The sequence below is a fragment of the Actinomycetota bacterium genome (genome assembly GCA_035640355.1).
Taxonomy (GTDB): domain Bacteria; phylum Actinomycetota; class UBA4738; order UBA4738; family HRBIN12; genus CALGFI01.
Genome location: DASQWI010000007.1, coordinates 102,838 through 126,400 on the forward strand (window position 1 = coordinate 102,838; position 23,563 = coordinate 126,400).

At 67.7% G+C, this 23,563-nt stretch carries 22 protein-coding genes and 2 rRNA genes; 3 read left to right on the forward strand and 21 right to left on the reverse strand.

The features are described from left to right. Nucleotides 1–34 precede the first annotated feature (34 nt). The 15 genes from VFA08_04055 to VFA08_04125 all read right to left on the reverse strand — a co-directional run bounded on the left by VFA08_04055 (nucleotide 35) and on the right by VFA08_04125 (nucleotide 14,809). Entirely contained in the window at nucleotides 35–688 is a 654-nt protein-coding gene (locus tag VFA08_04055) for a site-2 protease family protein (GenBank protein HYZ12763.1), read from the reverse strand. Between the two features lie 4 nt (nucleotides 689–692). Then, on the reverse strand, nucleotides 693–2,009 hold the full coding sequence (locus VFA08_04060; protein HYZ12764.1) for a thymidine phosphorylase: 1,317 nt from the start codon (nucleotides 2,007–2,009) through the stop codon (nucleotides 693–695). A gap of 117 nt (nucleotides 2,010–2,126) precedes the next feature. Next, complete coding sequence (locus VFA08_04065; protein HYZ12765.1) at nucleotides 2,127–3,362, reverse strand: phosphopentomutase; 1,236 nt, start codon at nucleotides 3,360–3,362, stop codon at nucleotides 2,127–2,129. Further along, entirely contained in the window at nucleotides 3,314–3,670 is a 357-nt protein-coding gene (locus tag VFA08_04070) for a TraR/DksA family transcriptional regulator (protein HYZ12766.1), read from the reverse strand. The genes VFA08_04065 and VFA08_04070 overlap by 49 nt, the downstream gene beginning before the upstream one ends. Further along, nucleotides 3,633–4,622 (reverse strand): site-specific tyrosine recombinase XerD, encoded by a 990-nt coding sequence (gene xerD / locus VFA08_04075; protein ID HYZ12767.1) that lies wholly within the window; start codon nucleotides 4,620–4,622, stop codon nucleotides 3,633–3,635. Before xerD ends, VFA08_04070 begins: the two co-directional genes overlap by 38 nt. Before the next feature lie 15 nt (nucleotides 4,623–4,637). Beyond that, complete coding sequence (gene ald, locus VFA08_04080) at nucleotides 4,638–5,756, reverse strand: alanine dehydrogenase (GenBank protein ID HYZ12768.1); 1,119 nt, start codon at nucleotides 5,754–5,756, stop codon at nucleotides 4,638–4,640. Nucleotides 5,757–5,803: 47 nt separating this feature from the next. Beyond that, nucleotides 5,804–7,153, reverse strand: a complete 1,350-nt coding sequence (locus VFA08_04085) for an adenylate/guanylate cyclase domain-containing protein (GenBank protein ID HYZ12769.1) — start codon at nucleotides 7,151–7,153, stop codon at nucleotides 5,804–5,806. Continuing rightward, complete coding sequence (locus VFA08_04090; protein HYZ12770.1) at nucleotides 7,150–7,680, reverse strand: NUDIX hydrolase; 531 nt, start codon at nucleotides 7,678–7,680, stop codon at nucleotides 7,150–7,152. Before VFA08_04090 ends, VFA08_04085 begins: the two co-directional genes overlap by 4 nt. Before the next feature lie 33 nt (nucleotides 7,681–7,713). Next, a complete protein-coding gene (locus tag VFA08_04095) occupies nucleotides 7,714–9,387 on the reverse strand; it encodes a CTP synthase (GenBank protein ID HYZ12771.1) in 1,674 nt (557 codons plus the stop codon). 85 nt (nucleotides 9,388–9,472) lie between these two features. Then, the gene (locus tag VFA08_04100; GenBank protein HYZ12772.1) at nucleotides 9,473–10,210 is read right to left on the reverse strand and encodes a hypothetical protein; all 738 of its coding nucleotides are present in this window, start codon (nucleotides 10,208–10,210) and stop codon (nucleotides 9,473–9,475) included. Then, a complete protein-coding gene (locus VFA08_04105) occupies nucleotides 10,207–10,869 on the reverse strand; it encodes a glycosyltransferase family 2 protein (GenBank protein ID HYZ12773.1) in 663 nt (220 codons plus the stop codon). Before VFA08_04105 ends, VFA08_04100 begins: the two co-directional genes overlap by 4 nt. A gap of 68 nt (nucleotides 10,870–10,937) precedes the next feature. Then, the gene (locus VFA08_04110; protein HYZ12774.1) at nucleotides 10,938–11,843 is read right to left on the reverse strand and encodes a copper transporter; all 906 of its coding nucleotides are present in this window, start codon (nucleotides 11,841–11,843) and stop codon (nucleotides 10,938–10,940) included. Further along, nucleotides 11,840–13,024, reverse strand: coding sequence for a putative cytokinetic ring protein SteA (steA, locus tag VFA08_04115; protein HYZ12775.1), 1,185 nt, complete (start codon nucleotides 13,022–13,024; stop codon nucleotides 11,840–11,842). The genes VFA08_04110 and steA overlap by 4 nt, the downstream gene beginning before the upstream one ends. Before the next feature lie 118 nt (nucleotides 13,025–13,142). Beyond that, nucleotides 13,143–14,003, reverse strand: a complete 861-nt coding sequence (locus VFA08_04120; protein HYZ12776.1) for an NAD(+)/NADH kinase — start codon at nucleotides 14,001–14,003, stop codon at nucleotides 13,143–13,145. Then, nucleotides 14,000–14,809, reverse strand: a complete 810-nt coding sequence (locus tag VFA08_04125; GenBank protein ID HYZ12777.1) for a TlyA family RNA methyltransferase — start codon at nucleotides 14,807–14,809, stop codon at nucleotides 14,000–14,002. Before VFA08_04125 ends, VFA08_04120 begins: the two co-directional genes overlap by 4 nt. A gap of 118 nt (nucleotides 14,810–14,927) precedes the next feature. Between VFA08_04125 and VFA08_04130 the strand changes: the two genes are divergently transcribed. Next, on the forward strand, nucleotides 14,928–15,737 hold the full coding sequence (locus tag VFA08_04130) for a rhomboid family intramembrane serine protease (protein HYZ12778.1): 810 nt from the start codon (nucleotides 14,928–14,930) through the stop codon (nucleotides 15,735–15,737). Here VFA08_04130 and VFA08_04135 read toward each other — a convergent pair. Both VFA08_04135 and VFA08_04140 read right to left on the reverse strand, forming a co-directional pair. After that, nucleotides 15,728–16,555, reverse strand: coding sequence for an HAD-IIA family hydrolase (locus VFA08_04135; protein ID HYZ12779.1), 828 nt, complete (start codon nucleotides 16,553–16,555; stop codon nucleotides 15,728–15,730). The genes VFA08_04130 and VFA08_04135 overlap by 10 nt on opposite strands. Next, a complete protein-coding gene (locus VFA08_04140; protein ID HYZ12780.1) occupies nucleotides 16,555–16,935 on the reverse strand; it encodes a tetratricopeptide repeat protein in 381 nt (126 codons plus the stop codon). The genes VFA08_04135 and VFA08_04140 overlap by 1 nt, the downstream gene beginning before the upstream one ends. A 5-nt stretch (nucleotides 16,936–16,940) precedes the next feature. On the opposite strand from VFA08_04140, the gene VFA08_04145 reads away from it, so the two are divergent. Then, on the forward strand, nucleotides 16,941–18,116 hold the full coding sequence (locus tag VFA08_04145; GenBank protein ID HYZ12781.1) for a DUF1015 domain-containing protein: 1,176 nt from the start codon (nucleotides 16,941–16,943) through the stop codon (nucleotides 18,114–18,116). A 21-nt stretch (nucleotides 18,117–18,137) separates the two neighbouring features. On the opposite strand, the gene VFA08_04150 is transcribed toward VFA08_04145, so the two are convergent. Continuing rightward, nucleotides 18,138–18,482, reverse strand: coding sequence for a single-stranded DNA-binding protein (locus VFA08_04150; GenBank protein ID HYZ12782.1), 345 nt, complete (start codon nucleotides 18,480–18,482; stop codon nucleotides 18,138–18,140). A 54-nt stretch (nucleotides 18,483–18,536) separates the two neighbouring features. On the opposite strand from VFA08_04150, the gene VFA08_04155 reads away from it, so the two are divergent. After that, a complete protein-coding gene (locus tag VFA08_04155) occupies nucleotides 18,537–19,502 on the forward strand; it encodes an MBL fold metallo-hydrolase (GenBank protein HYZ12783.1) in 966 nt (321 codons plus the stop codon). Here the strand turns inward: VFA08_04155 and VFA08_04160 are convergent. The 3 genes from VFA08_04160 to VFA08_04170 all read right to left on the reverse strand — a co-directional run. Further along, nucleotides 19,490–20,185 carry a tetratricopeptide repeat protein gene (locus VFA08_04160; GenBank protein HYZ12784.1) on the reverse strand — a complete coding sequence of 232 codons (696 nt, stop codon included), beginning with the start codon at nucleotides 20,183–20,185 and terminating at the stop codon, nucleotides 19,490–19,492. The two genes, VFA08_04155 and VFA08_04160, sit on opposite strands and share 13 nt — an antisense overlap. 99 nt (nucleotides 20,186–20,284) lie before the next feature. Continuing rightward, nucleotides 20,285–20,401, reverse strand: a 5S ribosomal RNA gene (gene rrf / locus VFA08_04165). 79 nt (nucleotides 20,402–20,480) lie between these two features. Continuing rightward, nucleotides 20,481–23,563, reverse strand: a 23S ribosomal RNA gene (locus tag VFA08_04170); the annotation flags it as partial.

Sequence of the window (23,563 nt, forward strand, 5' to 3'; positions counted from 1 at the left end):
GATGATAACGCCGAGGGTCCGCCGTCTCGGGACGTCACACGACGCAGTCGGTGCCCGCGGCGAGATTGCAGGCGATGTTGCCGAACGCGGCGGCAATGGAACGAAACGGCCCCGACAGCACGAAGAAGATCACCAACACGAACAGGACGAGGTACTGCTCGAGGTTGAGGAACACCTCGCGTGCGCGAGGCGACAGGAACGGCGCCAGCAGCCTGGAGCCATCGAAGCCGGGGATCGGCATCAACTGGAAGCCGAACATGTACGCGTTCACGATCACCCACGCGAACGCGAAGAGCTGGAGCTCACCAGACGCGCCGAGCCGGATGGGGATGCCACCCACGAAGATCAGGACGACGTTCGCGACCAGGCCCGCCGACGCGATCAGCAGCGTGTCCCGCCGGTGCTGGCGCAGATAGGAGGCGTCACGCGGGAGCGGTTTAGCGTACGCGAAGATCGGCAGCAGGAACGCTCCGCGAGCCGCGATGAGGATCAGCCCCAGGATCGGAAGGATCACCGACCCGAACGGGTCGATCAGCGGTCGCGGATTGAACGTCAGTCTCCCCCACCGACGTGGCGTGGGATCCCCCAGCCGCACCGCGACGAACGCGTGCGCGTACTCGTGCAGCACGAGTGCCGGGACGAGCGAGATCGCCAGGTAGAGCGCGAACCTGAGGTTCTCGAGATCCATCGCTCTAGTCTCCGTACCAGCTGAACACGAGCGGCGGCACGTCGACCGGTTCGTCACCAATGGTGATCGCGGCCGCGATCCGTGTGAGGCAGGTCTCCGCGTCCTCTTCGCTCCGCGCGTGCACCGACCCCAGCGGCTGTCCGCTCTCGACGCGGTCACCGATCTTGGGCCGGAACACGATACCGACGGCAGGATCGATCGGATCGCCCTTTCGCTTCCGCCCCGCACCGAGGTCGGCGCTGGCGCGGCCCAACGATTCCGCGTCCACGGTGGTGAGATAGCCGTCGCGCTCAGCCAGGATCAGCGTGACGACCGGAGCTCGAGGCAGAACGGCTTCCGGCTCGTCAACGACGGCCGCTTCGCCGCCCTGCGAATCGATCATCTTCCGGAACGACTCGAGCGCTTCACCTGAATCGATCGCCTTGGCGGCTCGTGCGCGCCCCTCTCCCATGGCGATCCCCGTCAACCTGCTGAGCGCCTCGCCGGCGAACATCACCGCGGCGTCGCGAAGCCGTCCGTGCATCTCGCCTCGGAGGAGCGCCACCGCCTCCTGGATGTCGAGCGCGTTGCCGATCGCGTCGCCGAGCGGCTGCGACATGTCGGTCACTGCGCACCGCGTTCGGTGGCCCCAGTCGGTCGCGAGCTTCGCGCACGCCTTCGCCAGCGCCGTTGCGTCCTCGGGCGTCTTCATGAATGTGCCGCTCCCCGCCTTCACGTCGAGCAGGATCAGGTCGGTTCCCACGGCGAGCTTCTTGGACATGACGCTTGCGGCGATCAGCGGGATCGACGGCACCGTTGCCGTCACGTCGCGAAGGGCGTACAGCGCCCCGTCGGCAGGAACCACGTCCGCGGTCTGCGCCGCCACCGCGCACCCGATCTGTTCGACCTGGCGCTCGAACGCGTCCGGCTCGAGATCCGTTCGGAATCCCGGTATCGCCTCGAGCTTGTCGAGCGTTCCGCCCGTGTGCCCGAGACCTCGGCCGGACAGCTTGGCCACGGCGAGACCGAGTGAGGCCGCGAGCGGGGCGAACAGCAGCGTCACGCCGTCCGCGACGCCACCGGTCGAGTGCTTGTCGACCTTCGGGCGCGTGACCCCTTCGAGCGGGATCGTTCGCCCGGAATCGACCATCGCCCGGGTCAGCGCCAGCGTCTCGGCGTCGTCGAGCCCGTTGACGAAGGCCGCCATCAGGAACGCCGACGCCTGGTAGTCGGGGATCTCTCCCCGGGCGTATCCGAGGATGAACGCCCGCAGGTCGTCCGGGTCCAGGCGGCCGCCATCACGCTTGACCTCGAGGACACGGCGCGGATCCGTGATGCTCACGTTCTCCGTCGCCCACCTCTCCAGGAAGCCTGATACCAACCCTCAGGTCGAGGTCGATAGACGGACCTGCGTGCCCAGGCGACCCTCGAGCTCACCTCAAGACTCGACTTCCAATCGTCAGAACCCCATCTGCCGGGCGAAGCTCGTCCCCTCGAGGTCCCACGGCACCCCCAGGAGTTCCGCGGCCGTCGCACCGAGGTCTGCGAAGGACTCTCGGGCGCCGACGTCGTGCGGCCCACCCGGGACGCCTGCCGCGAGGAGGGGCGTCCGCTCTCGTGAGTGGTCCGTCGAGGGCGTCGTGGGGTCGCAGCCGTGGTCGCCGGTGAGCAACAACACACCGCCTTCGAGCGCATCGACGACCTCGGGCAAGCGACGGTCGAGAGCCTCTACGGCGTGCGCGTATCCATCGGGGTCGTTCCGATGGCCGTATTTGCTGTCGAAGTCCACCAGGTTCGCCATGACGAGCGCCGGCGCCGGCCGTCGCAGATATCGGATCGTCAGATCGACGCCGTGATCGTTCGAGTCCGAATACACGGCCTCGGTAAGCCCCTGCCCCACGAAGATGTCTTGGATCTTGCCCACGCCATACACCGAGACGTCGTTGTCGCGGCACCGCTCGAGGAGCGTCGGTCCCGGTGGCGGCACCGAGAAGTCGCGGCGCTCGGGTCGCCGGACGAACGCTCCCGGCTCACCGGTGAACGGGCGCGCGATGACCCGACCGACGTTGTGTGGGCCGGTCAGCAGACGCCGCGCCACGCGGCACCACTCGTACAGCTGTTGCAGGCTGACGACGTCGGTGTGTGCTGCGATCTGGAAGACCGAGTCTCCGCTCGTGTACACGATGGGGCGACCGGTTCGAAGGTGTTCCTCACCCAGTCGGTCGATGATCTCTGTCCCCGATGCCGGGAAATTGCCGAGGACCTCACGTCCGATCTGGCGCTCGAACGGCTCGATCACCTCCGGCGGGAACCCGTCGGGATACAGGGGGAACGCTGTGTCGAGGACGATGCCCGACATCTCCCAGTGACCGGTCGTCGTGTCCTTGCCGGCGGAGCGCTCGGTGAGCCGACCGTGCGCCGTACCGGCCTCGGCGCCCGGTTCCATACCGACGATGTCGGTGAGCATTCCCAGCCCGAGACTTCCAAGGTTCGGCGCGACGATGCCGCCGACCGCCTTGGCGGTGTTGCCGAGTGTGTCCGACCCCTCGTCGCCGTACGCTTCGGCGTCTGGCGCGTCTCCCACGCCGAACGAATCGCACACGACGATCAGGACGCGGGGGACGAGCCGCGCCGACTCGGGAGTGGTCAGCGGCCCTCGCCCTTCTGCTTGCAGTCGATGCACAGGATCGCCCACGGCAGCGCCTCGAGCCGTTCGATCCCGATGGGGTTCCCGCACCGCTCGCACGTCCCGTACGTGCCGAGCTCCATCTTGGTGAGAGCGCGGTCGACCCACCGAAGATTGGAGCGGAGGGCCTTCATCACCGACAACAACCGCGCGCGCTCGGCCGTGCTGTGCGCGCTGTCGGCGAATCCACGCTCGACGTCGATCGCTGCGTCGTCGGAGTCGGGATCGCCCCCCTGCTCGACGATCTCCTTGCGCAGGTTCTCTCGCTGCTGCTCGAGCTCAGCGCGGAGCTCCGCCAGCTTCGACGGCTCCAACACGGTTTCCCCCTCCCTTCACGCTCCGCCCGCTCGACCGCGCTCGGGGGTGCGAGCTGAAGTACACCTCTCGCAGGTGCTCTTTCGATACCAGCGTATAGACCTGCGTGGTGGCAACGCTCGCGTGTCCCAAGAGCTCCTGCACGACGCGCACGTCCGCGCCGCCCTCGAGCAGATGCGTGGCGAACGAGTGCCGGAGCGTGTGCGGGCTCACGCGCGCTTGGATCCTCGCCGCCGCGGCGTGTCGTTCGAGGATTCCGGTGCATCCCTGTCGCGTGAGTCGGCCCCCTCGGAGGTTCAGGAACAGGGCCGACCGCGAGCGTGCCGTCGCGATCTCGGGGCGCACGCGTGTGAGGTAGGCGGCGATCGCGTCCCGCGCGTACCGGCCGAGCGGAACGTCCCGTTCCTTGCTCCCCTTCCCGAGAACGCGAACGCGACCCTCCTCCAGGTCCACGTCGTCGACGTCCAGACCAACCAGCTCTGAGACGCGCAGCCCCGCGCCGTACAGCGTCTCGAGGACCGCTCGGTCGCGGAGGCCCTGCACAGTGGAAGGACCTGGCTGCGCCAGGATCTTCCCCACGTCCTCGACTGACAGCGGTCTGGGAAGGCGCCGCGGGAGCCTTGGGCGGATGACGCCGGCGGTCGGGTCGACGTCGGCCTCACCCTCGCGCATCAGGAATCGGTGGAACGCTCGGATCGACGACAGCGCACGCACCACCGACGTCGCACGGTACGGCACGCCGTCTCCGTGGGTCGACGACGACACTCCCGCGATGTGCGCCGTTACGTTCCGCGCCGTGACCGCCGTCGCGTCGCGGACGCGACGGCGCCGCAGGAACTCCGCGTACCTGGCCAGGTCCCGCCGGTATGCCGCGATCGTATGGCGCGACAGACCGCGTTCGACCGTCAAATGATCGAGGAACCGCTCAATCTGAGACGAAACATCCTCACGCACGGAGCGGCTCCGCGCTCAGCCGACGCCTGCGTCCGCGAGCGGGGTGTACGCAACGCCGTGCGCCTCGGCGACAGCGTCGCTGGTGAGCGCGCCGGCGTACGCGTTGACGCCGAGGGCCAGCGCGGGATCCTCGCGCACGGCCTGCTCCAGACCCTTCGTCGCAACGTCGATCGCGTACGGCAGCGTCACGTTCGTCAGCGCGTAGGTCGATGTGTTCGGGACGGCTCCGGGCATGTTGCCGACGCAATAGTGGACCACGCCGTGCACGACGTAGGTGGGATCCGAATGCGTCGTCATGCGCGCCGTCTCGATACACCCGCCCTGGTCGATCGCGACGTCGATCACCACGGACCCCGCGCGCATCGACGCGACCATCTCCTCCGACACGAGCTTCGGCGCGCGCGCACCGGGGATGAGCACCGCCCCGATCACGACGTCGGCGTCCCGAACCCGCTGCTCCAGGGTGAGCTGGTCCGACATCAGCGTCGTGATGCGGCCGCGATGGATCGTGTCGACGAAACGGAGCTTGTCGAGGTTCTTGTCGACGACGAGGACCTCGGCCTCCATACCGGCGGCGATCACCGCGGCGTTCGAGCCGGCCATGCCGGCGCCGAGCACGAGCACTCGCGCCGGACGAACGCCGGAGACGCCCCCCATGAGCACGCCCCGACCGCCGTACTCCTTCTCGAGCAATCTCGCCGCCACGTGCGGCGCCATCCGGCCGGCGATCTCGCTCATCGGAGCGAGGAGCGGAAGCCGTCCGTCGGGCAGCTGCACGGTCTCGTACGCCACGGCAGAGACCTTCCGCTCGAGCAGCGTCTTCGTGAGCTCCGCGCTGGCGGCCAGGTGGAGGTAGGTGAACAGGATCTGACCCTCGCGGAGGCGTGGGTACTCCTCCGGAATCGGCTCCTTGACCTTGAGGATCATGTCGGAGCTCGACCACAGCTCGTCGGCGCCGCCGACGACGTCGGCTCCGGCGCGTTCGTATCGCTGCTGCGGGACGGCGGAGCCCTCGCCGGCGCCATCCTCGATCAGGACGTCGTGCCCCGCGCGCGTGAGCTCCCTCGCGCCCTCCGGCGTGAGCGCGACGCGGTACTCGTTGTCCTTCAGCTCCTTGGGGACCCCGACGATCACGACGGCCCTTTCGCGGAGATGGAAGCGGTTGCGCCCTCCGGCAAAGCCTACCCGGCGTCTCGGCCCGGCTCCACGGCGAACAGCTGCCACACGCTGGGCACACCCTTCAACGAGTGCTCACCCCGATCGGTGAACGCGATCCCCGATCCGGCGACGAGATCGACGACCGTCCTGGAAACGAGCACCTCACCAGGAGCCGCAAGCGCGGCGACGCGCGATCCGATGTGGACGGCGATCCCGCGCACGTTGGCGTCGGCGACCTCCACTTCGCCTGTGTGAACGCCCGCGCGGACGTCGAGGCCGAGCTCGTGTACCGCGTCGACGACGGACGACGCACATCTCACCGCTCGGGCCGGTCCGTCGAACGTCGCCAGGAACCCGTCGCCCGCGGTATCGACCTCACGTCCGCGCCACCGGTCGAGCTGGCGTCGGATGGCCTCGTCGTGGCGATCGACGAGCTGCTTCCACGCACGGTCACCGATCTCGGCGGCGCGTGCGGTCGACCCGGCGATGTCGGTGAACAGCACGGTCGTGAGCACTCGGTCGGGCTCGGGCCCGCGGCGGGTCCCGGTCAGGAAGCCCTCGACCTCGTCCGCGATCGCGTCGGCGTTGCCGGTCCACATCAGGTGGTCGCGTCCCGGTAGCTCGACGAGGCGAGCACCCCGGATCCGCGACGCGATGTACCGTCCTTCCTCGACGTTCACGTCGAGATCGTGCGACCGGTAGACGAGCAGCGTCGGCACGCGGATCGCCGGCAAGACGTCTCGTACGTCGATCATGGAGTTCATCCGCAGGAGCCCCGCCCCGGCTTTCGGGCTCGCCGACGCGCGGAGGTAGCGGGTCAGCCACGCCACGAACCTCGCGTCGTCGGCCCTGCTCGGCGCGAGCGTCCGTACGACGTCGGGGTCCGCCCACGAGCGCTCCGTGTCCTCGATCTCGCGAATGCGCTCGTCCCACGCCGGAGCCCACGGGTAGTCGTCGGATCGGATGCGCTTGGCGTAGCACCCCACCAAGACGAGCGCGGACGCTCGGTCGGGATACGTCGCCGCGAACAGGATGCACATGTTGCCGCCCTCGGAGTGGCCGAGCAACGCGGCGCGCTCGGATCCGGCGGCGTCCATCACCGCGCGGACGTCGTCCATGCGCTGCTCCAGGGTGGGCAGCTGGTCGAACGGCACCGGGTCGGAGAGTCCAGTCCCGCGCTTGTCGAACAGGATCAGTCTCGAGAACGAAGCGAACCGCTCGAGGAGTCCCGCGTACGACGGCTCCTCCCACATCAGATCGAGGTTCGAGACCCACCCCGGGACGTAGACGAGATCGAACGGTCCGTCTCCGACGACCTGGTAGGCGATGTTGAGCTCGCCGCTTCGGGCGTAGCGGGTGGCGGGATGGATCATGACGTGTCCAGTCTGCGCGCGGTCAGGACGAGCGCGAGCGCGGTCTTCGCGTCGCGGATGCGGCCGGCGCGTGCCGCCGCCGCCATCTCCGCGAACCGCGTGCGGACGAGCTGGATTCCCTCCTCCGGCATGGCCTCGGGCTCGGCGAACGTCCTGGCCCAGAACAGGTGGATGAACTCGTCGGAGTAGCCCGCCGACGTGTAGATGCCCCCGATGAACTCCATCGACTCGTGTCGATATCCCGTCTCCTCGAACAGCTCACGCGCCGCGCACGCGAGCGCGTCCTCACCGCTGGTGTCGAGCAGCCCGGCGGGGATCTCCACGAGCTCCTGCCGGATCGCCGGCCGAAACTGTCGAACGAGGAGCACGTCGCCGTCGGGCGTCACCGGTACGACCGCGGCTGCACCCCTGTGGCGAACGACGTCGTACTCGCCATTCGGCCAGCGCTCCTGGACGAGCGCGAAGATCGAACCGTCGTAGACGGTCTCCGCCGACATCGGCTCTTGGCGCGAGGTGTCGTCGGTCATCGCCGCGTCGACGGCGGACGCCGCATCGTCGTGCTAACGGCGGACGACCAGCGGGGGTTCCGCCACAGGTCCGGAGCGCGCTAGTTTCAACGCGGCGCCGATGAAGTCGCGGAACAACGGGTGCGGCCTCGTCGGCCGCGAGCGGAGCTCGGGGTGGAACTGCCCGGCCATGAAGAACGGGTGGTCCTCGAGCTCGATGATCTCGACGAGTCGCCCATCGGGCGACATGCCGGAGAACACGAGACCCTTCTCCGACAACGCCTCGTGGTACGCGGGATTCACCTCGTACCGGTGACGGTGCCGCTCGTACACGACGGGTTCGCCGTACACCTCGGCAGCCTTGCTGCCCGGAGTCACGTGGCACGGCTGCGCGCCGAGGCGCATCGACCCGCCGAGATCCGTAACGTTCTTCTGCTCCGGCAGCAGGTCGATCACCGGGTGCGGAGTGGCCGGATCGAACTCGGAGGAGTTCGCTGCGTCGAGCCCGCAAACGTTGCGGGCGAACTCGATCACCGCACACTGCAGGCCGAGGCACAGACCGAGGTACGGGACGCCGTTCTCGCGCGCGTAACGGATCGCGTCGAGCTTGCCCTCCACACCACGCCATCCGAATCCGCCCGGGACGACGATCCCATGGATCCCCTCGAAGATCTCGCGCATGTCGCCGCCCTCGAGGTCGTCCGACGAGATCCACTCGATCTCGATGTGTGCGCCGTGGTGGAACCCACCGTGCTTGAGCGCTTCGATCACCGACAGGTAGGCGTCGCGAAGGTTCACGTACTTGCCAACGATCGCGATCCGAACGGGTTCGGACGCGGCGTCGATACGGTGGACGAGGTCGCGCCACTCGTTCAGGTTGGGTTCGGCGTCGATCCGCAAGTGATGCGCGAGCTCACGGTCGAGCTCTTCGTCGTGCAACACGAGCGGCACGCGATAGATCGAGTCCGAATCTGGCGCGGACACGACGCCGGAGATCGGCACGTCGCACAGCAGGCTGACCTTCTCCTTGAGGTGCCGACCGATCACTCGGTCCGAACGGCACACGATCGCGTCCGGCTGCAGACCGATCGAACGCAGTTCCTTGACCGAGTGCTGCGTCGGTTTGGTCTTGAGCTCACCCGACGGACCGATGAACGGCATCAGGCTCACGTGGACGAACGCGCAGCGGTCGCGTCCCACCTCGTTTCGCAGCTGGCGAATCGCCTCCAGGAACGGCAGCGACTCGATGTCGCCGACGGTCCCGCCCACCTCGACGATCACAACGTCGGCGTTCTCGGCCGCGGCGTGGTTGCGGATGCGCTCCTTGATCTCGTCGGTGATGTGTGGGATGACCTGCACGGTCTTGCCGAGGTAGTCACCTCTGCGTTCCTTCTGGATCACGGCGGAGTAGACCGCGCCGGTGGTGACGTTGGAACCGCGGTGGAGGTTCTCCCCGGTGAAGCGCTCGTAGTGGCCGAGATCCAGGTCCGTCTCGGCCCCGTCGTCGAGCACGAACACCTCGCCGTGCTCGAACGGGTTCATGGTGCCCGGGTCGACGTTGACGTACGGATCGAGCTTCTGGAGAGCGACCCGAAGTCCGCGGGAGCGGAAGAGGCGGCCCAGCGAGGCGGTGGTGATGCCCTTACCGAGGCCGGAGGCGACGCCACCGGTGACGAAGATGAACTTCGGATCCTTCTTTCCCGGCGGCTTCCCCAGTGGCGTCTGCACGTCGGGATGGCATCGTAACAGAGCGGCCCGACGCGTCGAGCGTGCTCCTCGACTTTCAGGGGCGAATTGCCGTGTTCGTGCGTGCTCAGGGCCTTCGGCCGAGCCCGTCGGCCCAGCGGAGCGGCGGCGTCGCGTCGATCACGCGGCTCAACGTCACCGTATCGGCCAGGATGTTCAGCCCGACCGCGGCGACGGCCGCGACGGGTACCCAGGGATCGGCCAGCACGTCGGCGATCGCCAGGCCGACGGCGAACCCGAGCAGGTTCGCGCCGCCATCCCCGAGCATGGCGCGCTCGGTGAGGTCGAACGGGAGCGCGACGATCGCGCAGGCGGCAAGGCCGGCCATCGCGGGGACATTGGCGAGATCGCCCCAGACCGCGAACGCGACGCAGACGAAGACGAACGCCTTCAACGCACGCCCCGGACGCACGTCGAGGCCGTTCCACACGTTCGCCGACGCCGCCAAGAGCACGACCGCGGCCACCGTGGCGTACGCCGCGCGTTCCGGTTGCAGCGCAACGGCGAACACGGACGCCCCCACGGTCACGATCAACTTCAGGATCCCCGTCGTCATCCGCCCAGACACGAGCTCGCGCAGGTGGTTCCGCAACCCGCGCGGCCCGACCGGTACGAGGTCGTCGACGAGCCCGGCCGCGAAGACGAGGAGCATGCCCGCGAGCGCTCCCCAGGCCGCCGCGCCGGCTCCGCGGACGGTCGCGTACACAACGGTCGACGCCGTCGCGCACAGCGCGAGCGCGATGCCGAGCACCATCGGCACCGGTACGCCGCGGTGGTTCGTTGTCGCGAACCGTCCCCACCTCATCGGAACCGGAACGCACGCGGCAGGACCGCACGCACGACGTCCCACCCCTGTCTGCCCCGGTGGACGAACCCGCGTGCGTTTCGAAAGCTCGGCCGGTGCGAGAGCCCAGCGGGCACCTCGACGACGCGGAGTCCGGCGCGCACGGCATCGATGGTCATCGCCGTCTCCATCCCGAATCCGTGCGCGAGCGGCCGGACCGCGTCGATCGCCGTCGCGGTCATCGCCCGCTGACCGGAGAGCGGTTCGGTCGCGTCGAATCCACACAGACGGCGGATCGCCCAGCGCGCGGCTCGCTTCACGAGCCCGAACCCGCCGCCCTCACGCTCCGGGGGGAACGCGGCGATGGCGAGATCGGCATCCCCCTCGAGCACGGCCTCGAGCACCGCGGCCAGCGCCGACGCGCTCGAGCCGAGATCGCCGTCCGCGAGCAGCCATACGTCGGCCATCGCGCCCTGGAGCGCTCGATCGACGGCATCGCCCTTGCCGAGGGGGCGCTCCCGCCGAAATACCGTAGCGCCGGCCTCGATCGCCCTCGCCGACGTGGCGTCGCGCGATCCGTCGTCGACGACGACGACCTCCGAGACGCCGTCGATCATCCGGAGCGCCTGTACGGTCATCCCGATCAGCTCGGCCTCGTCGCGCGCGGCCACGAGCGCCACCACGCGCTCCGTTCGGGGCGTCCGTTCGAGGCTCGCCTCGCTCGCCGCGCCCGCCGCCAGGCCCCCGGTTACGCGAGTGGCGGCAGGGGATCCGCCCCGTCCTTGAGCCCGTATGTCCCGCCCTCGCCGGTGGCGAGCAGTCGATCCAGCCCCAGAACGAGCGCGGCGCCACCCATGGTGAGGTCCAGGTCGTCCACGGTCACCACGCCGTCGCCGTCGACGGCGCCGACGTACGGAACGGGCGTCGTGGCCGACTCGCCGGCCGCGACGGGAACACCCAGCTCGGTGAGCGCGTCCACGAGCGGAACCGCGAACGCGTCAGGCGCGAGCGCGGATTCCTCGGTGGCGCCCCCGGCGAGCACGACGACGATCTGTCCGCTCCGACCGATGTCGTCGAGGCTCGGCTTCTCCTCGCTCGTATCCAAGAACCCGGCCGACAGCAACCTGTTCAGCACGTCGTCCTCTGGAAGGGCGCCGTCGTCGGGCGCCGCGCGCAGCCGTCGCGCGAGCGCGGCAGCTGCCGCCGCCGACAGCTCCTCGGGCGGCGCCGAGAAGATCCCCAGGATGTCCGCAAGCTGCGCCTGCGTCTCGGGGTCCTCCGACAACAGATCGCTCGACGCGGAGATTGACGCGACGATCTCGGCGCCACCGATAGTGAGCGCCTCCTCGGCGCTGGCGACAACGGCGTCCTCGACGTCCTCGTGCGCCACGATCACCGCGGTGCTCCCGATGAGGCGGTCGCGGGCGAGGTACGGCAGTGCCGACGACGCGAACCCGTTCATCGCCGCGACCTCAGCCCTCACCTCATCGAGCTGTTCGCGAAGCTCCGCGTTGTTCCGCAGCTGCTCCAGGGTCTGCTGCTCCAGTTGGTCCTGCAGCGCCGGCTGAACGAACGCTCCCCCACCGAGGAGCCCGATCGCCAGCGCCAGGAAGACCGCGACGATCGTTACGACGTGATACCGGAACGAGATCACAGCAACGCCTTCAGGTCGAACAACCACTGCCGGAACTCCTCGAACAGCTGGATCACGTACAGCCGGAGCGGGGGCGATACGGCGATCACGGCGCCGATCGCGGCGAACGCCGCCCCCACGAGGAGCAGACCGTCGCGGGTTCGCAGGCGAGACGAGTACACGCGGGACACGCCCTTCGCGTCCATCAGGATCTCCCCGACTCGAAGGCGGACGAGGAACGTGCTCGCCATGCCTCTTCGTCCCTTGTCGAGGAACTCGCGCAGGTTGCCGTGACTCCCCACAGCCACGATGGTCTCGGCGCCCTTCTCGTGCGCGAGCAGGTACGCGACGTCCTCGCTCGTTCCCGCTGCGGCGACGACCGAGTACGGGACGCCGAGGTCGTCCAGGCGGGCGCGGCCCGGCGCGTGACCGTCCTCGTACGCGTGCAGGACGACCTCCGTCGGTGGCCTCCGCCTCCACAGATGACCGTTCGCCAGCGCAAGGCGGAGGGCGCCGTCCGACACGCTGTCCATGTCGCCGATGATGATCTCCGGTCGGTACCCCGCCTCGATCAGTGCGTCGGCCCCACCGTCGACGCCGACCAGGACCGGGCGCACGTCGCGGATGTACGGACCGAGTACTGCGAGGTCCTCCTTGTGGTTGGGACCGCGAACCACCACGAGAACGTGGCGACGGGCCAGGTCGTGCGCGAGCGGCGGCAGGCCCGAGCCTCCGAACAACAGGTCGCGTTCGCGCTGCATGAAGTCGACGGTGTTCGCGGCGAAGCTCTCGAACCGTTCCGCCAGCGCCAGTTGCGCCGTTGCCATCGCGTCTCGGATGGCGCTCTCGCTCTGGCGGATGCCGACCGCGACGAGCCGATCGCGGACGAGCACTCGGTCGCCCCGGAGCTTCACCGGATCGCCCTCTCGGATCTTCTTGAGCAGGAGGGATCCACACGAGTCGATCAAGGGGATCCCCGCTCCCACCAGAGTCAGCGGTCCGAGGTTCGGATATCGGCGGGTGATGGAGGTGGCAGCGTTCACCACGCCGGCGACACCGGCGCGGACCAGCGCTTCCGCAGAGACGCGGTCGAGATCCTCATGATCGATGACGGCGATGTCGCCCGCGCCAGCGCGCTGGACGAGAAGCTTCGTACGCGCGTCGACGCGGGCGGAACCCTCGTTCGGCCGTTGACGCCGCAAGGGCCGTCCGAACAACGTCTTCGATCTGATCGCCGTCGCACGGCCTCCCTGAGCGCACGAGACGTCCGCGTCGCGGCGCGACGCTCCCGATCCGGTACGCCACAGGGTATCCGACGGGCTAGGACCGAGGATCGCCGTGTGCGTGAGAACCGGGGAGGTCGAACTTCCGCCGCACCAGCTCATGGAACGTCGGTGTGTCGTCGAGCCGAACGAACCGAGCCGGCCGTGGCGCGCGACCGATCCGAACCCGCGAGCCGACCGGCACCTCCAGGCTCGCCCGTCCGTCGGCGGAGACGACGGCCGCCTCATCGCCCAGCACCTCGATCGTCACCCGCTCATCCGCATCGAGCACGAGCGATCGATCGAACACCATGTGGGGCGCGATCGGCGTGACCACGATGCACGGCACGGACGGCGTCACGATGGGGCCGCCGGCCGAGAACGAGTACGCGGTCGAGCCGGTCGGTGTCGCAGTGATCACGCCGTCTGCCGAGAACGTCGTCACGTACGTTTCGTCGACGTATACGGCGAGCCGGATCAGCCGGTGCCGCGCGGTCTTCTCGACGATGACCTCGTTCAGCGCCCACTGTGCGGGAGATACGTCCTCGCGGAGCTCCGCCAGCATGGCCAAGCGTTCCTCGATCCGAGCGCGTCCTTCGACGATGCGCTCGAGCAGATCGCCAGCGTACTCAGGCTCGACCTCCGTGAGGAAACCCATGCGGCCCACCTTCACGCCGAGGATCGGCACGTCGCATCGCGACGCGAGATGCGCGGCGCGGAGGAGCGTTCCATCACCGCCGACGGCGACGACGAGATCCAGGTCCTGGGCGAACGCGACGGCGGCGGTCTCGTCCTCGGTATGGGTGCCATCGGTCCGGCGCACCTCGATCCGTCGCTCCTCGAACCACAGCTCGAGCCGATCGGCCGCCTCCTTGGCGGCGGGTCTCGTTGGGTGCGCGACGAGTCCGACGCGCTTCACCGGACCTCCACCAGCGTGCGGCCCGCCTGCACGGCGGAGTCGACGTCGAACCTCCCGGGCGCCGGTGGCGTTCCGTCCGTGACGGCGTGCACGAAGAACTCGACGTTCCCGGCCGGACCGGTGAGCGGGGAAGCGAGCACGCTCGTCGGTTCGAGGTTCTCGCCCCGGCAGGCGTCCGCTACGCCCTCGATCGCGCGCCGCCACACGGCCGGGTCGCGGACGACGCCTCCCGGAGCGTCCGAGCGCTCCGCCTCGAACTGCGGCTTCACCAGCAGGACGAAGTCGGCACTCCTGTCGGCCACGGCGGCAAGCGCCGGGATCGTCGAGCGGAGGGAGATGAACGACAGGTCCGCGACCACCAGGTCGGGAGCGTACGGCAGGAACGCCGGCGTCAATTCGCGAACGTTCGTCCGCTCGAGGAACGTGACGCGCTCGTCCGTTCGGAGCGACCACGCCAGCTGGCCGTACCCCACGTCAACGGCCACGACGTGGGCGGCTCCCCGCCGGAGCAGGCAATCGGTGAACCCGCCGGTCGACGCGCCGGCGTCCAGGCAGCGCCGCCCGTCGACGTCGATGGCGAACGCGTCGACGGCGGCCTCGAGTTTCTCCCCGCCACGCGAGACGTACCGGCGCTCGGCGCTCGCGAGGATCTCGACCGGCATCGCGTCGTCGACGAGGGTCGTCGGCTTGTCCGCCCGGCGGCCAGCGACGCGAACGGAGCCGCTCTCGACCGCGACGCGTGCGTCGTCGGTCGATGCCACGAGTCCACGACGAACGAGCTCCGCGTCCAGGCGCCGACGAGTCACGTGACCTCCTTTCCGGCTCGCCGAGGGCGTATCCGTCGGTGTGTCGCAAGGATAGAGCGACCCGAGACCCTCGCCGCTGCTAGGCTCGCCGGGTGCGCGCTGCTGGCGGGCGTCAGCGATGATCCCCCTCCGCGACGCCAACCCGACGCGTCGGGTGCCGATCCTCACGCTCGGCTTGATCGCCGCGAACGTTGTGATCTTCCTGTTCTGGCAGCCGACGCTCGGCGGGTCCGACTTCGAACAGCAGATGTTCTTCTTCTGCAACGCGGAGATCCCCTTCGAGATCGCTCACCAGGAAAACCTCGCCGACGGCGGAGCCGAAGCGCGACAGGCCCTCGACGAGGAGTTCCGTCAGGTCGGTGTGGGCGCCCAGCTCCAGGCTGAGCTGCAGCAGGACTGTCCGGACAAGAGCTGGCTTGCGTCGATCTTCGTGGCGATGTTCCTGCACGGTGGCTGGCTCCACATCGCGGGGAACATGCTGTACCTGTGGGTGTTCGGGAACAACGTCGAGGATCGGCTCGGATACGTCGTCTTCCCGTTGTTCTACCTGCTCGGGGGGGTCGCCGCGGCGGCGCTGCAGTTCGTGTTCGACCCAAACTCGACGATCCCCAGCCTGGGGGCGTCCGGTGCGATCGGTGCGGTCCTTGGCGCGTACGCTGTCCTCTTCCCGCGCGCCCGCGTGACGGTCCTCGTCTTCTTCTTCTTGATCACCGTGCTCGACGTTTCCGCGTTGTTCGTGCTCGGTGCGTGGTTCGTGCTGCAATTGTTCAGCGGGGTCGGATCGCTCGGTATCGACGTCGGCGGCGGTGTGGCCTATTGGGCTCACATCGGCGGGTTCGGGTTCGGAGCGATCGTGGCGTGGCTCTTCTACCGACGACCGCACGTCGGAACTCCCCAGGCGTATCCGGCCCGGCCCGACTACTTCTGATCGTCGTCCGCGTCTAGTGCTCTACCGACGCGCTCGACCGCGTCCTCGTCGAGCAAGGCTCGAACGTCGCGTGCGACGTACGTCGGGCGGAAGGGTGAGCCCGAAAGCTCCGCCTCCGTCGAGACACCCGAGAGCACCAGCATCGAGTCCCAGCCGAGCGCGTTCGCGCCCGCGATGTCGGTGTCCAGGCGATCGCCGATCACGAGCGGCGTCGACCCGCCCGAGCGACGAAGGGCCGCTTCGAACAGCGGCGCGTGTGGCTTGCCGACGACCTCGGCCTCGACTCCGGTCGAGGTCTCCAGTGCGGCAACCAGCGCGCCCGCCCCGGGCCACAGTTCGCCGCCGGTTGCGGGGAACGTCCGATCCGCGTTCGTCGCGACCAGGCGTGCCCCCCGCTGAACGAGCACGCTCGCCGTTCGGAGCCGCGCGTACGTGAAGTCGTCGTCGATCCCGACGACGACGAGATCGACGCGCGGAGGTTGGCCGTCGACGACGTCGATGCCCGCGTCGACGAGCGCACGAGTGACACCCTCACCCCCGATGGCGTACGCGGTCCCACCGCCACTTCGAGCGAGCATTTCGGCGGTGGCGACCGCGGACGTCATCACCTCGGACGCGTCGGCCCTCACCCCGAGGCGAGCCAGCTTCTCCGCCACGCGCTCGGCTGTCCGAGACGAGTTGTTGGTGAGGAACACCACCCCCGCTCCGGCGCTGCGAACGGCCTCGATCGTCTCCGGAGCACCCTCGACCACCTCGTCACCGCGGTAAATCACTCCGTCGAGATCGAACAGCAGCGCGTCGTAGCGCGCTGCGAGCATCACCCGGCGAGCCGGGCAAGCGCGCGTTCGTAATCGTCGACGCCGGGTCGCATCGCGATGGCGAGCTTCAGATGACCGATCGCGCGCGAGCGCTGGCCGGTCCGCTCACACGCCAGCGCCAGCCCGAAGTGCGCGTAGTCGTTCGCGGGATCGATCTGGACGGCCCTGGCGAACTCCCGTCGTGCGCGGAGCGCCCTTCCCGCGTTGAACAGCGCACGCCCGAGCGCCTCTCGGATCGACGCCTTGTCCGGCTCCAGCAGCTTCGCCCGCGACAGGAGCATCGCGGCCTGGTGCGGATGTCCGTGCGAGAGGAACCCGACGCCCCGGTGGAACAGGTCGTAGGCCGACTCGGTCTCGTGTTCGGGGCGCCTGCTATACATCCCGCGTGCCCCGCATCTTCCCGTTCGTCGGCCTGCGCTTCGAGCGCGACCGAGTCGGTTCGTTCGAGGTCGTCACGGCACCACCTTACGACGTGATCTCGGAGGAGGAGCATGCCCGCTACCTCTCCGCGAGTCCCTACAACGTGATCCGCCTCGATCTCGCCGAGGACGCGAACGCGCAACCTGGACGCGAACTCGATCCCTACGCGGAGGCCGCGCGATCGCTGTCGCTGTGGCGCGACGACGGCGTCCTTGTGACCACCGACGGTCCCGCCTACTACCCGTACGAGATGCGATTCCACTTCCACGGCCGGCCCCGTCGGATCCGAGGGCTGATCTGCGCGCTTGAGCTCGAGGACTGGGGCGGCGGCATTGTTCCGCACGAGCGCACGATGCGTGGTCCGGTCGAGGACAGGCTCCGGCTCATGCGCGCGATCGGCGCAAACCCGTCGTGCATCTACGCGGTGTTCGCCGGTCCCATCCCGGAGCTCGCGAGGTGGCTCGAGGAGGCAACGTCGGGCGAACCCGCCGCGTCGCTCGTGGACGACGACGGCGTCGAGCACGGCATGTGGGTGTCGGCTCCGGACGCGCACCTTGCCACGTGGCTCGGATCGACGTCGCTCATGATCGCCGACGGACATCACCGATACGCCACGGCGCTCCGCTACAGAGATGAGTTACGCGCGCGCCACGGTCCGGGCCCCTGGGACCGCGTGATGATGTTCCTCGTCGACGCGGCGTTCGAGGACCCGCCGGTCTTGCCGTTCCATCGCATCGCGCTCGACGGATCGCCGCCGACCACGGGAACCCGAGTCCGCGACCTCGAGGAGGTGCTCGACTCGGTCGACGACCGGAAGCTCGCGTACGGAACCGTCGCGTTCGAGGGCGGGGCTCTCGAGCATCGCGTCGCCGAGCTCGTCGGCGAACCTCCCGCCGTATCGCGGCTGCACGAGCAGGTGCTCGCCGGTCAATCGCAGACGTTGCGGTTCACGCCGGACGCCGTCGCCGCAGAGGACGTCGTTCGCCGTCGCGAGGCCACGGCCGCGTACCTCTTGCCTCCGACGAACGCCGAGACGATCCGCAGCGTCGTCGAGCTCGGTCACACGCTGCCGCAGAAGTCCACGTTCTTCTGGCCGAAGCCGCGGACGGGCATGGTGATGCGCCCGCTCGAGGCCGAGTGACGCCGCTCGTCCGAGCGACGCCTACTCCACCTCCGGCGCCTCGAGCTTCTTGATGCCCGAGGCGACGACCTCGGTGAGGCTCCTCGCTCCCGCTCCGCTCCGGTAGAACCGCCGCACCAACTGGCCGTACACGAGCACGTCGTCGCCTTTGCCGAGGCCCTTCAACGCGCGCTTGCCGACATCGCGATGCCACACGGCGACGGGTAAGGGGAGGAGGCGTCTGCCCGCCTCCGGAACGGAGAGCCGAAGCTCGGTCACTTCGTCGCCTGACGGCATGCGCCGCTCGACAGGATCGGCGGACACCGTCCCGGCGAGCACGACGACGTTCACGGCCACCATTGACCCTCCCTCGAGTCGTCCCGACATCGCGCGACGGTAGCAGGAGCCAGTGACACAACTGGCACGCGTAGACTCGCCCGAATGGATCCCGTTGTCTTCGACGTCGCCGACGGCATCACGGCGATCGATACGTTCTACGGGGGCCTCGAGCGGTACACAGCCGCATACCTGCTCGACGCTCGTGAACCGGCGATCGTCGAGACCGGACCGACCACATCTGCCGGACGTGTGAAAGCCGGGCTCGACAGGCTCGGGATCGGCCGCGACGACCTGGCACACATCGTGGTGACGCACATCCATCTCGACCACGCCGGCGGCGTCGGGACGTTGTGCGGCTCGTATCCGAAGGCGACGGTGTGGGTGCACGAACGCGGGGCGCAGCATCTCGCCGACCCGACCCGGCTCGTCGCGAGTGCGACCAGGGTGTACGGCGAGGAGCGGATGGCGTCGCTGTTCGGCATGGTGGAACCCGTTCCGGCCCAACGGATCCAGAGCGTTACGGATGGAAGCATGATCGAGCTCGGCGGGCGAGCGCTCACCGCAACCGCCACCCCGGGACACGCCTCACATCAGGTCGCGCTCGTCGACTCGGCGACGGGGGTTGTGTTCACCGGTGACGCGCTCGGCATCCATCCCCCAGACGTCCCCGTGCTCCGCCCGGCGACGCCGCCGCCGGAATACGACCTGGAGCTCGCCATAGAAAGCATTCAGAAGATCCGCTCACTCGCCGGAGAGGTGGTGCTGTTCTCGCACTTCGGTCCCGTTCGCGACGTCGAGCGGATCTGCGACCTCGCCGTCGAACGCTTCCGCGCGTGGACCGAGTCGGTGCGCGTGGCGATGGAGACGACGCATGATCTCGACGAGATCGTGTCTTTGCTCGAAGCGGAAGCCCGCCACGACGTGGAGACGGGGTCGGAAGCGGCGATCGACCTCGACCGGTTCGAGATCCTGGCGGGCGTTCGCATGAACGCCATGGGGATCATGCGGTACTGGGACAAGCGTCGGGAACGCGAGACTGCGGCCGCGGCGGCCGATCAGGAGAGCTGAGCGACGCGCTCGGCGACGTCGTACGCCGACGCATCGTGGCGCATGATCTTGCGGAACTCTCGGACTGCTTCCTGTTTCCTGCCGGCGCGCGAGAGGATGTCGCCGGTCACGTACCAGACCCGGATGACCTCGGGACCCGCGACGTCCTCGCGAGTTCGAACGCGGCGGAGCAGCCCGAGGGCCTGGTCGAACTTTCCCTGATCGGCGAGCGCGCTCGCGGCGACGATCACGGCCTCCGCTTTCGCGGCGAGCGAGACACCCTTGGCGGCGAGCGCCTCCTCGGCGAGCGGCACCGCACGTTCCGGCCGGCCGAGCGCGCGGAGGCAGTCGGCGATGATGTGGTTCTGATCGGCGCGACCAGAGACGCGACGATACGTCTGCATGTCGGCGAGCGCCTCACGAAACCGCTCGAGCCGATAGTAGGAGAGACCGAGCACCTCGCGGACGGCGGCGGAACGCGGCGCGACGTCCTTTGCCTTGCTTGCCTCGGCGGCCGCGCCCTTCGCGTCGCCACGTTCGAGGAGTTGTACGGCGCGTTCCAGGCGGTTCATCGCGTCGTCGGCCTTTCCCGCGCGGGCGGTGTGACGGAGCTCAGACACGACGTCGGGCGGAAGAGCTCGCCGGCGCGATCCCGCGCCCGCGCGCTGACCGGGTCTTCGACGAGGTTGGAGCGCCTTGGGCATCGACGGGCCAGCGTACCCGCGCGCCGGTACGTTCGATGGCAACTGCGAGGCGTCCAAAAGCAAGAGCCCGCCTCGGGATCGAGGCGGGCTCCCAAGAATGTCCGGCGACGACCTACTCTCCCACCCGGTCGCCCGGGCAGTACCATCGGCGCTGGAGGGCTTAACTTCCGGGTTCGGGATGGGACCGGGTGTTTCCCCTCCGCCATGGCCACCGAAACGACGTTTCCCCATCGTTCGGGACGTTCGTTGGGGGTCGCCCCCGAGCAGAGCTCGGGAACTGATAGCGAGCGCGAGCAAAGTCAAGTCCTCGGCCTATTAGTACCGGTCGGCTCAACGCGTTGCCGCGCTTACACCTCCGGCCTATCAACCTCGTAGTCTGCGAGGGGCCTTACCAGGTTTGACCCTGTGGGAGACCTCATCTTGGAGCGAGTTTCGCACTTAGATGCTTTCAGCGCTTATCTCTTCCGAACGTGGCTAACCAGCCGTGCCGCTGGCGCGACAACTGGCACACCAGAGGTTCGTCCGCCCCGGTCCTCTCGTACTAGGGGCAGCTCCCCGCAAGTCTCCTACGCCCACGACGGATAGGGACCGACACTTCTGTTACCACCGAGCGGTCGCTCGGCGGCCAGGTCATTTCTGCCTGGCTCTGCACGTCGCCATGCAGGTCGGACCATCTCTTCGCCGCGTCGTTCCCTCTTCGGGTACCGAAGAAGGCCACGGCATCCGGCATATGGTCTCTGAGGATTCTGGATACCTACACCCGGTGCACACGTCGGTACCGGCCGCCTCCATTCATGGAGAGCGCCCGCCGCCGCAGTGACCGGAACCCCTCCGAGCTCAGGTGCTTTCCGCGCGTCATCGCTCGAACGATGTCGGCGAAGACGAGGAAATCCTGTTGCTTGCTACTCAGGAGTGGTTGTGTCACGAAGAAGGGGATGACCTTGGTCATCAGATCGTCTCGGTTGCGAACAACGAAGACAAGCGACGTGTCCGCAGATCCGCGATGGTTCTCGCGGATCCTGCCGCAGCCGAGCCGTTCCCGGATCAGGTCGAGGACCTGACGTCGTTCGGGATTCTGGCTCACGTGAAACTCTGGAACGAGCTGCCACCCGTTCCTGGTCCACGGATTCCGCTGCACCGCTACGTGGAATGATCCTTCTCCGTCGACGTATCCCGCAATGTAGGCATCCAGCCTTTCCTGCTGATTGACCGCACCCGACGCATTGTCACTGCACATGTCGCGACGCTAGCAATCATCGACGACACGGCGAGTAGCGCGGGATTCACGGTGTTCCCAGCATTTAGCCGGATTTACCGACAGCAACGGTCACTTACTGTCTCACGACGTTCTAAACCCAGCTCGCGTGCCTCTTTAACGGGCGAACAGCCCGACCCTTGGGACCTGCTCCAGCCCCAGGATGAGACGAGCCGACATCGAGGTGCCAAACCGCTCCGTCGATATGGACTCTTGGGAGCGATCAGCCTGTTATCCCCGGGGTACCTTTTAGCCGTTGAGCGACGACCCTTCCACATGGAGTCGTCGGATCACTAGGCCCTGCTTTCGCACCTGCTCGACCCGTCGGTCTCGCAGTCAAGCTCCCTTGTGCCCTTGCACTCGACGCCTGATTGCCAACCAGGCTGAGGGAACCTTTGGGCGCCTCCGTTACGCTTTAGGAGGCGACCGCCCCAGTCAAACTACCCACCAGGCGCTGTCCCCGATCCGGATCACGGACCGAGGTTAGAGTCCCAACAAATGTAGGGCGGTATTTCAAGGTTGGCTCCACCCGAGCCAGAGCCCGAGCTTCAAAGCCTCCCGCCTATCCTACGCAACATCAGTCAGAACCCAACACCAAGTTGTAGTAAAGGTCCCGGGGTCTTTCCGTCCTGTCGCGGGTAACGAGCATCTTTACTCGTATTGCAATTTCGCCGAGTCCCCGGTTGAGACAGTGCCCAAGTCGTTGCACCATTCGTGCAGGTCGGAACTTGCCCGACAAGGAATTTCGCTACCTTAGGACGGTTATAGTTACCGCCGCCGTTTACTGGCGCTTGGGTTCGGAGCTTCGCCCCCCGAAGGGAGCTGACCCCTCCCCGTAACGTTCCAGCACCGGGCAGGTGTCAGTCCGTATACGTCGTCTTACGACTTAGCACGGACCTGTGTTTTTAGTAAACAGTCGCTTGGGCCTGGTTTGTGCCACCACTTCGAGCTTCGGCCGCGAGGGCCTTCACCCTACCGTGGTCCTCCTTCTCCCGAAGTTACGGAGGCAATTTGCCGAGTTCCTTAACCAGGGTTCTCTCGATCGCCTGAGTATTCTCTACTTGCCCACCTGAGTCGGTTTGGGGTACGGGCACCTCAACCACTCGCTAGAGGCTTTTCTCGGCAGCATGGGATCGATCGCTTCGCCTGAAGCGGCTCGGCATCGTGCCTCGAGGTTACGGCCCTCCGGATTTGCCTAGAAGACCCCTCTACGCACTTGCCCCACGACGACCATCGCGTGGGTCGACCTACCCTCCTGCGTCCCCCCTTCGCTTCCCTAGTACCGAGTTGGTCGGTAGCCCCCGAAGGGGTTCCCTTAGTACCTCGGATTCGGGATGGGCGCGGATGAGGTGGTACTGGAATATCAACCAGTCGTCCATCGGCTACGCCTCTCGGCCTCGCCTTAGGTCCCGACTAACCCTGGGCGGATGAACCTTCCCCAGGAACCCTTGGGCATTCGGCGGACGGGCTCCTCCCCCGTCTTTCGCTACTCATGCCGGCATTCTCACTTCTCACGCGTCCACCGCTGGGTTACCCCGCCGCTTCACTCGCGTGAGAACGCTCCCCTACCGATCGCTCGGCCTGGACGCACAAGGCCTCCCTCGTGCGCCGAGCCAAATGAGCGATCCCGCAGCTTCGGTGTCGTGCTTGAGCCCCGTTACATCATCGGCGCAGGATCACTTGACCAGTGAGCTGTTACGCACTCTTTCAAGGGTGGCTGCTTCTAAGCCAACCTCCTGGTTGTCCGGGCGATCCCACATCCTTTTCCACTTAGCACGAACTTCGGGACCTTAGCTGGCGATCTGGGTTGTTTCCCTCTCGGCTACGGAGCTTAGCCCCCGCAGCCTCACTCCCGGACTCTGAAGCATCGGCATTCGGAGTTTGACTGAGTTCAGTAAGCTTGTAGGCCCCCTAGCCCAATCAGTGCTCTACCTCCGATGCTGAACGTCCGAGGCTGCCCCTAAAGGCATTTCGGGGAGAACCAGCTATCACCGAGTTTGATTGGCCTTTCACCCCTACCCACAGGTCATCCCCCAGGTTTTCAACCCTGGTGGGTTCGGTCCTCCACGAGGTCTTACCCTCGCTTCAACCTGCCCATGGGTAGATCACTCGGCTTCGGGTCT

Excerpts from the sequence above, each read along its gene's own strand:
- VFA08_04055 (HYZ12763.1), bottom strand. The coding sequence starts at position 688 with ATGGATCTCGAGAACCTCAGGTTCGCGCTCTACCTGGCGATCTCGCTC.
- VFA08_04085 (HYZ12769.1), bottom strand. The coding sequence starts at position 7,153 with ATGATCCATCCCGCCACCCGCTACGCCCGAAGCGGCGAGCTCAACATC.
- VFA08_04090 (HYZ12770.1), bottom strand. The coding sequence starts at position 7,680 with ATGACCGACGACACCTCGCGCCAAGAGCCGATGTCGGCGGAGACCGTC.
- VFA08_04100 (HYZ12772.1), bottom strand. The coding sequence starts at position 10,210 with ATGAGGTGGGGACGGTTCGCGACAACGAACCACCGCGGCGTACCGGTG.
- VFA08_04130 (HYZ12778.1), top strand. The coding sequence starts at position 14,928 with ATGATCCCCCTCCGCGACGCCAACCCGACGCGTCGGGTGCCGATCCTC.
- VFA08_04135 (HYZ12779.1), bottom strand. The coding sequence starts at position 16,555 with ATGCTCGCAGCGCGCTACGACGCGCTGCTGTTCGATCTCGACGGAGTG.
- VFA08_04140 (HYZ12780.1), bottom strand. The coding sequence starts at position 16,935 with ATGTATAGCAGGCGCCCCGAACACGAGACCGAGTCGGCCTACGACCTG.
- VFA08_04150 (HYZ12782.1), bottom strand. The coding sequence starts at position 18,482 with ATGTCGGGACGACTCGAGGGAGGGTCAATGGTGGCCGTGAACGTCGTC.
- VFA08_04155 (HYZ12783.1), top strand. The coding sequence starts at position 18,537 with ATGGATCCCGTTGTCTTCGACGTCGCCGACGGCATCACGGCGATCGAT.
- VFA08_04160 (HYZ12784.1), bottom strand. The coding sequence starts at position 20,185 with ATGCCCAAGGCGCTCCAACCTCGTCGAAGACCCGGTCAGCGCGCGGGC.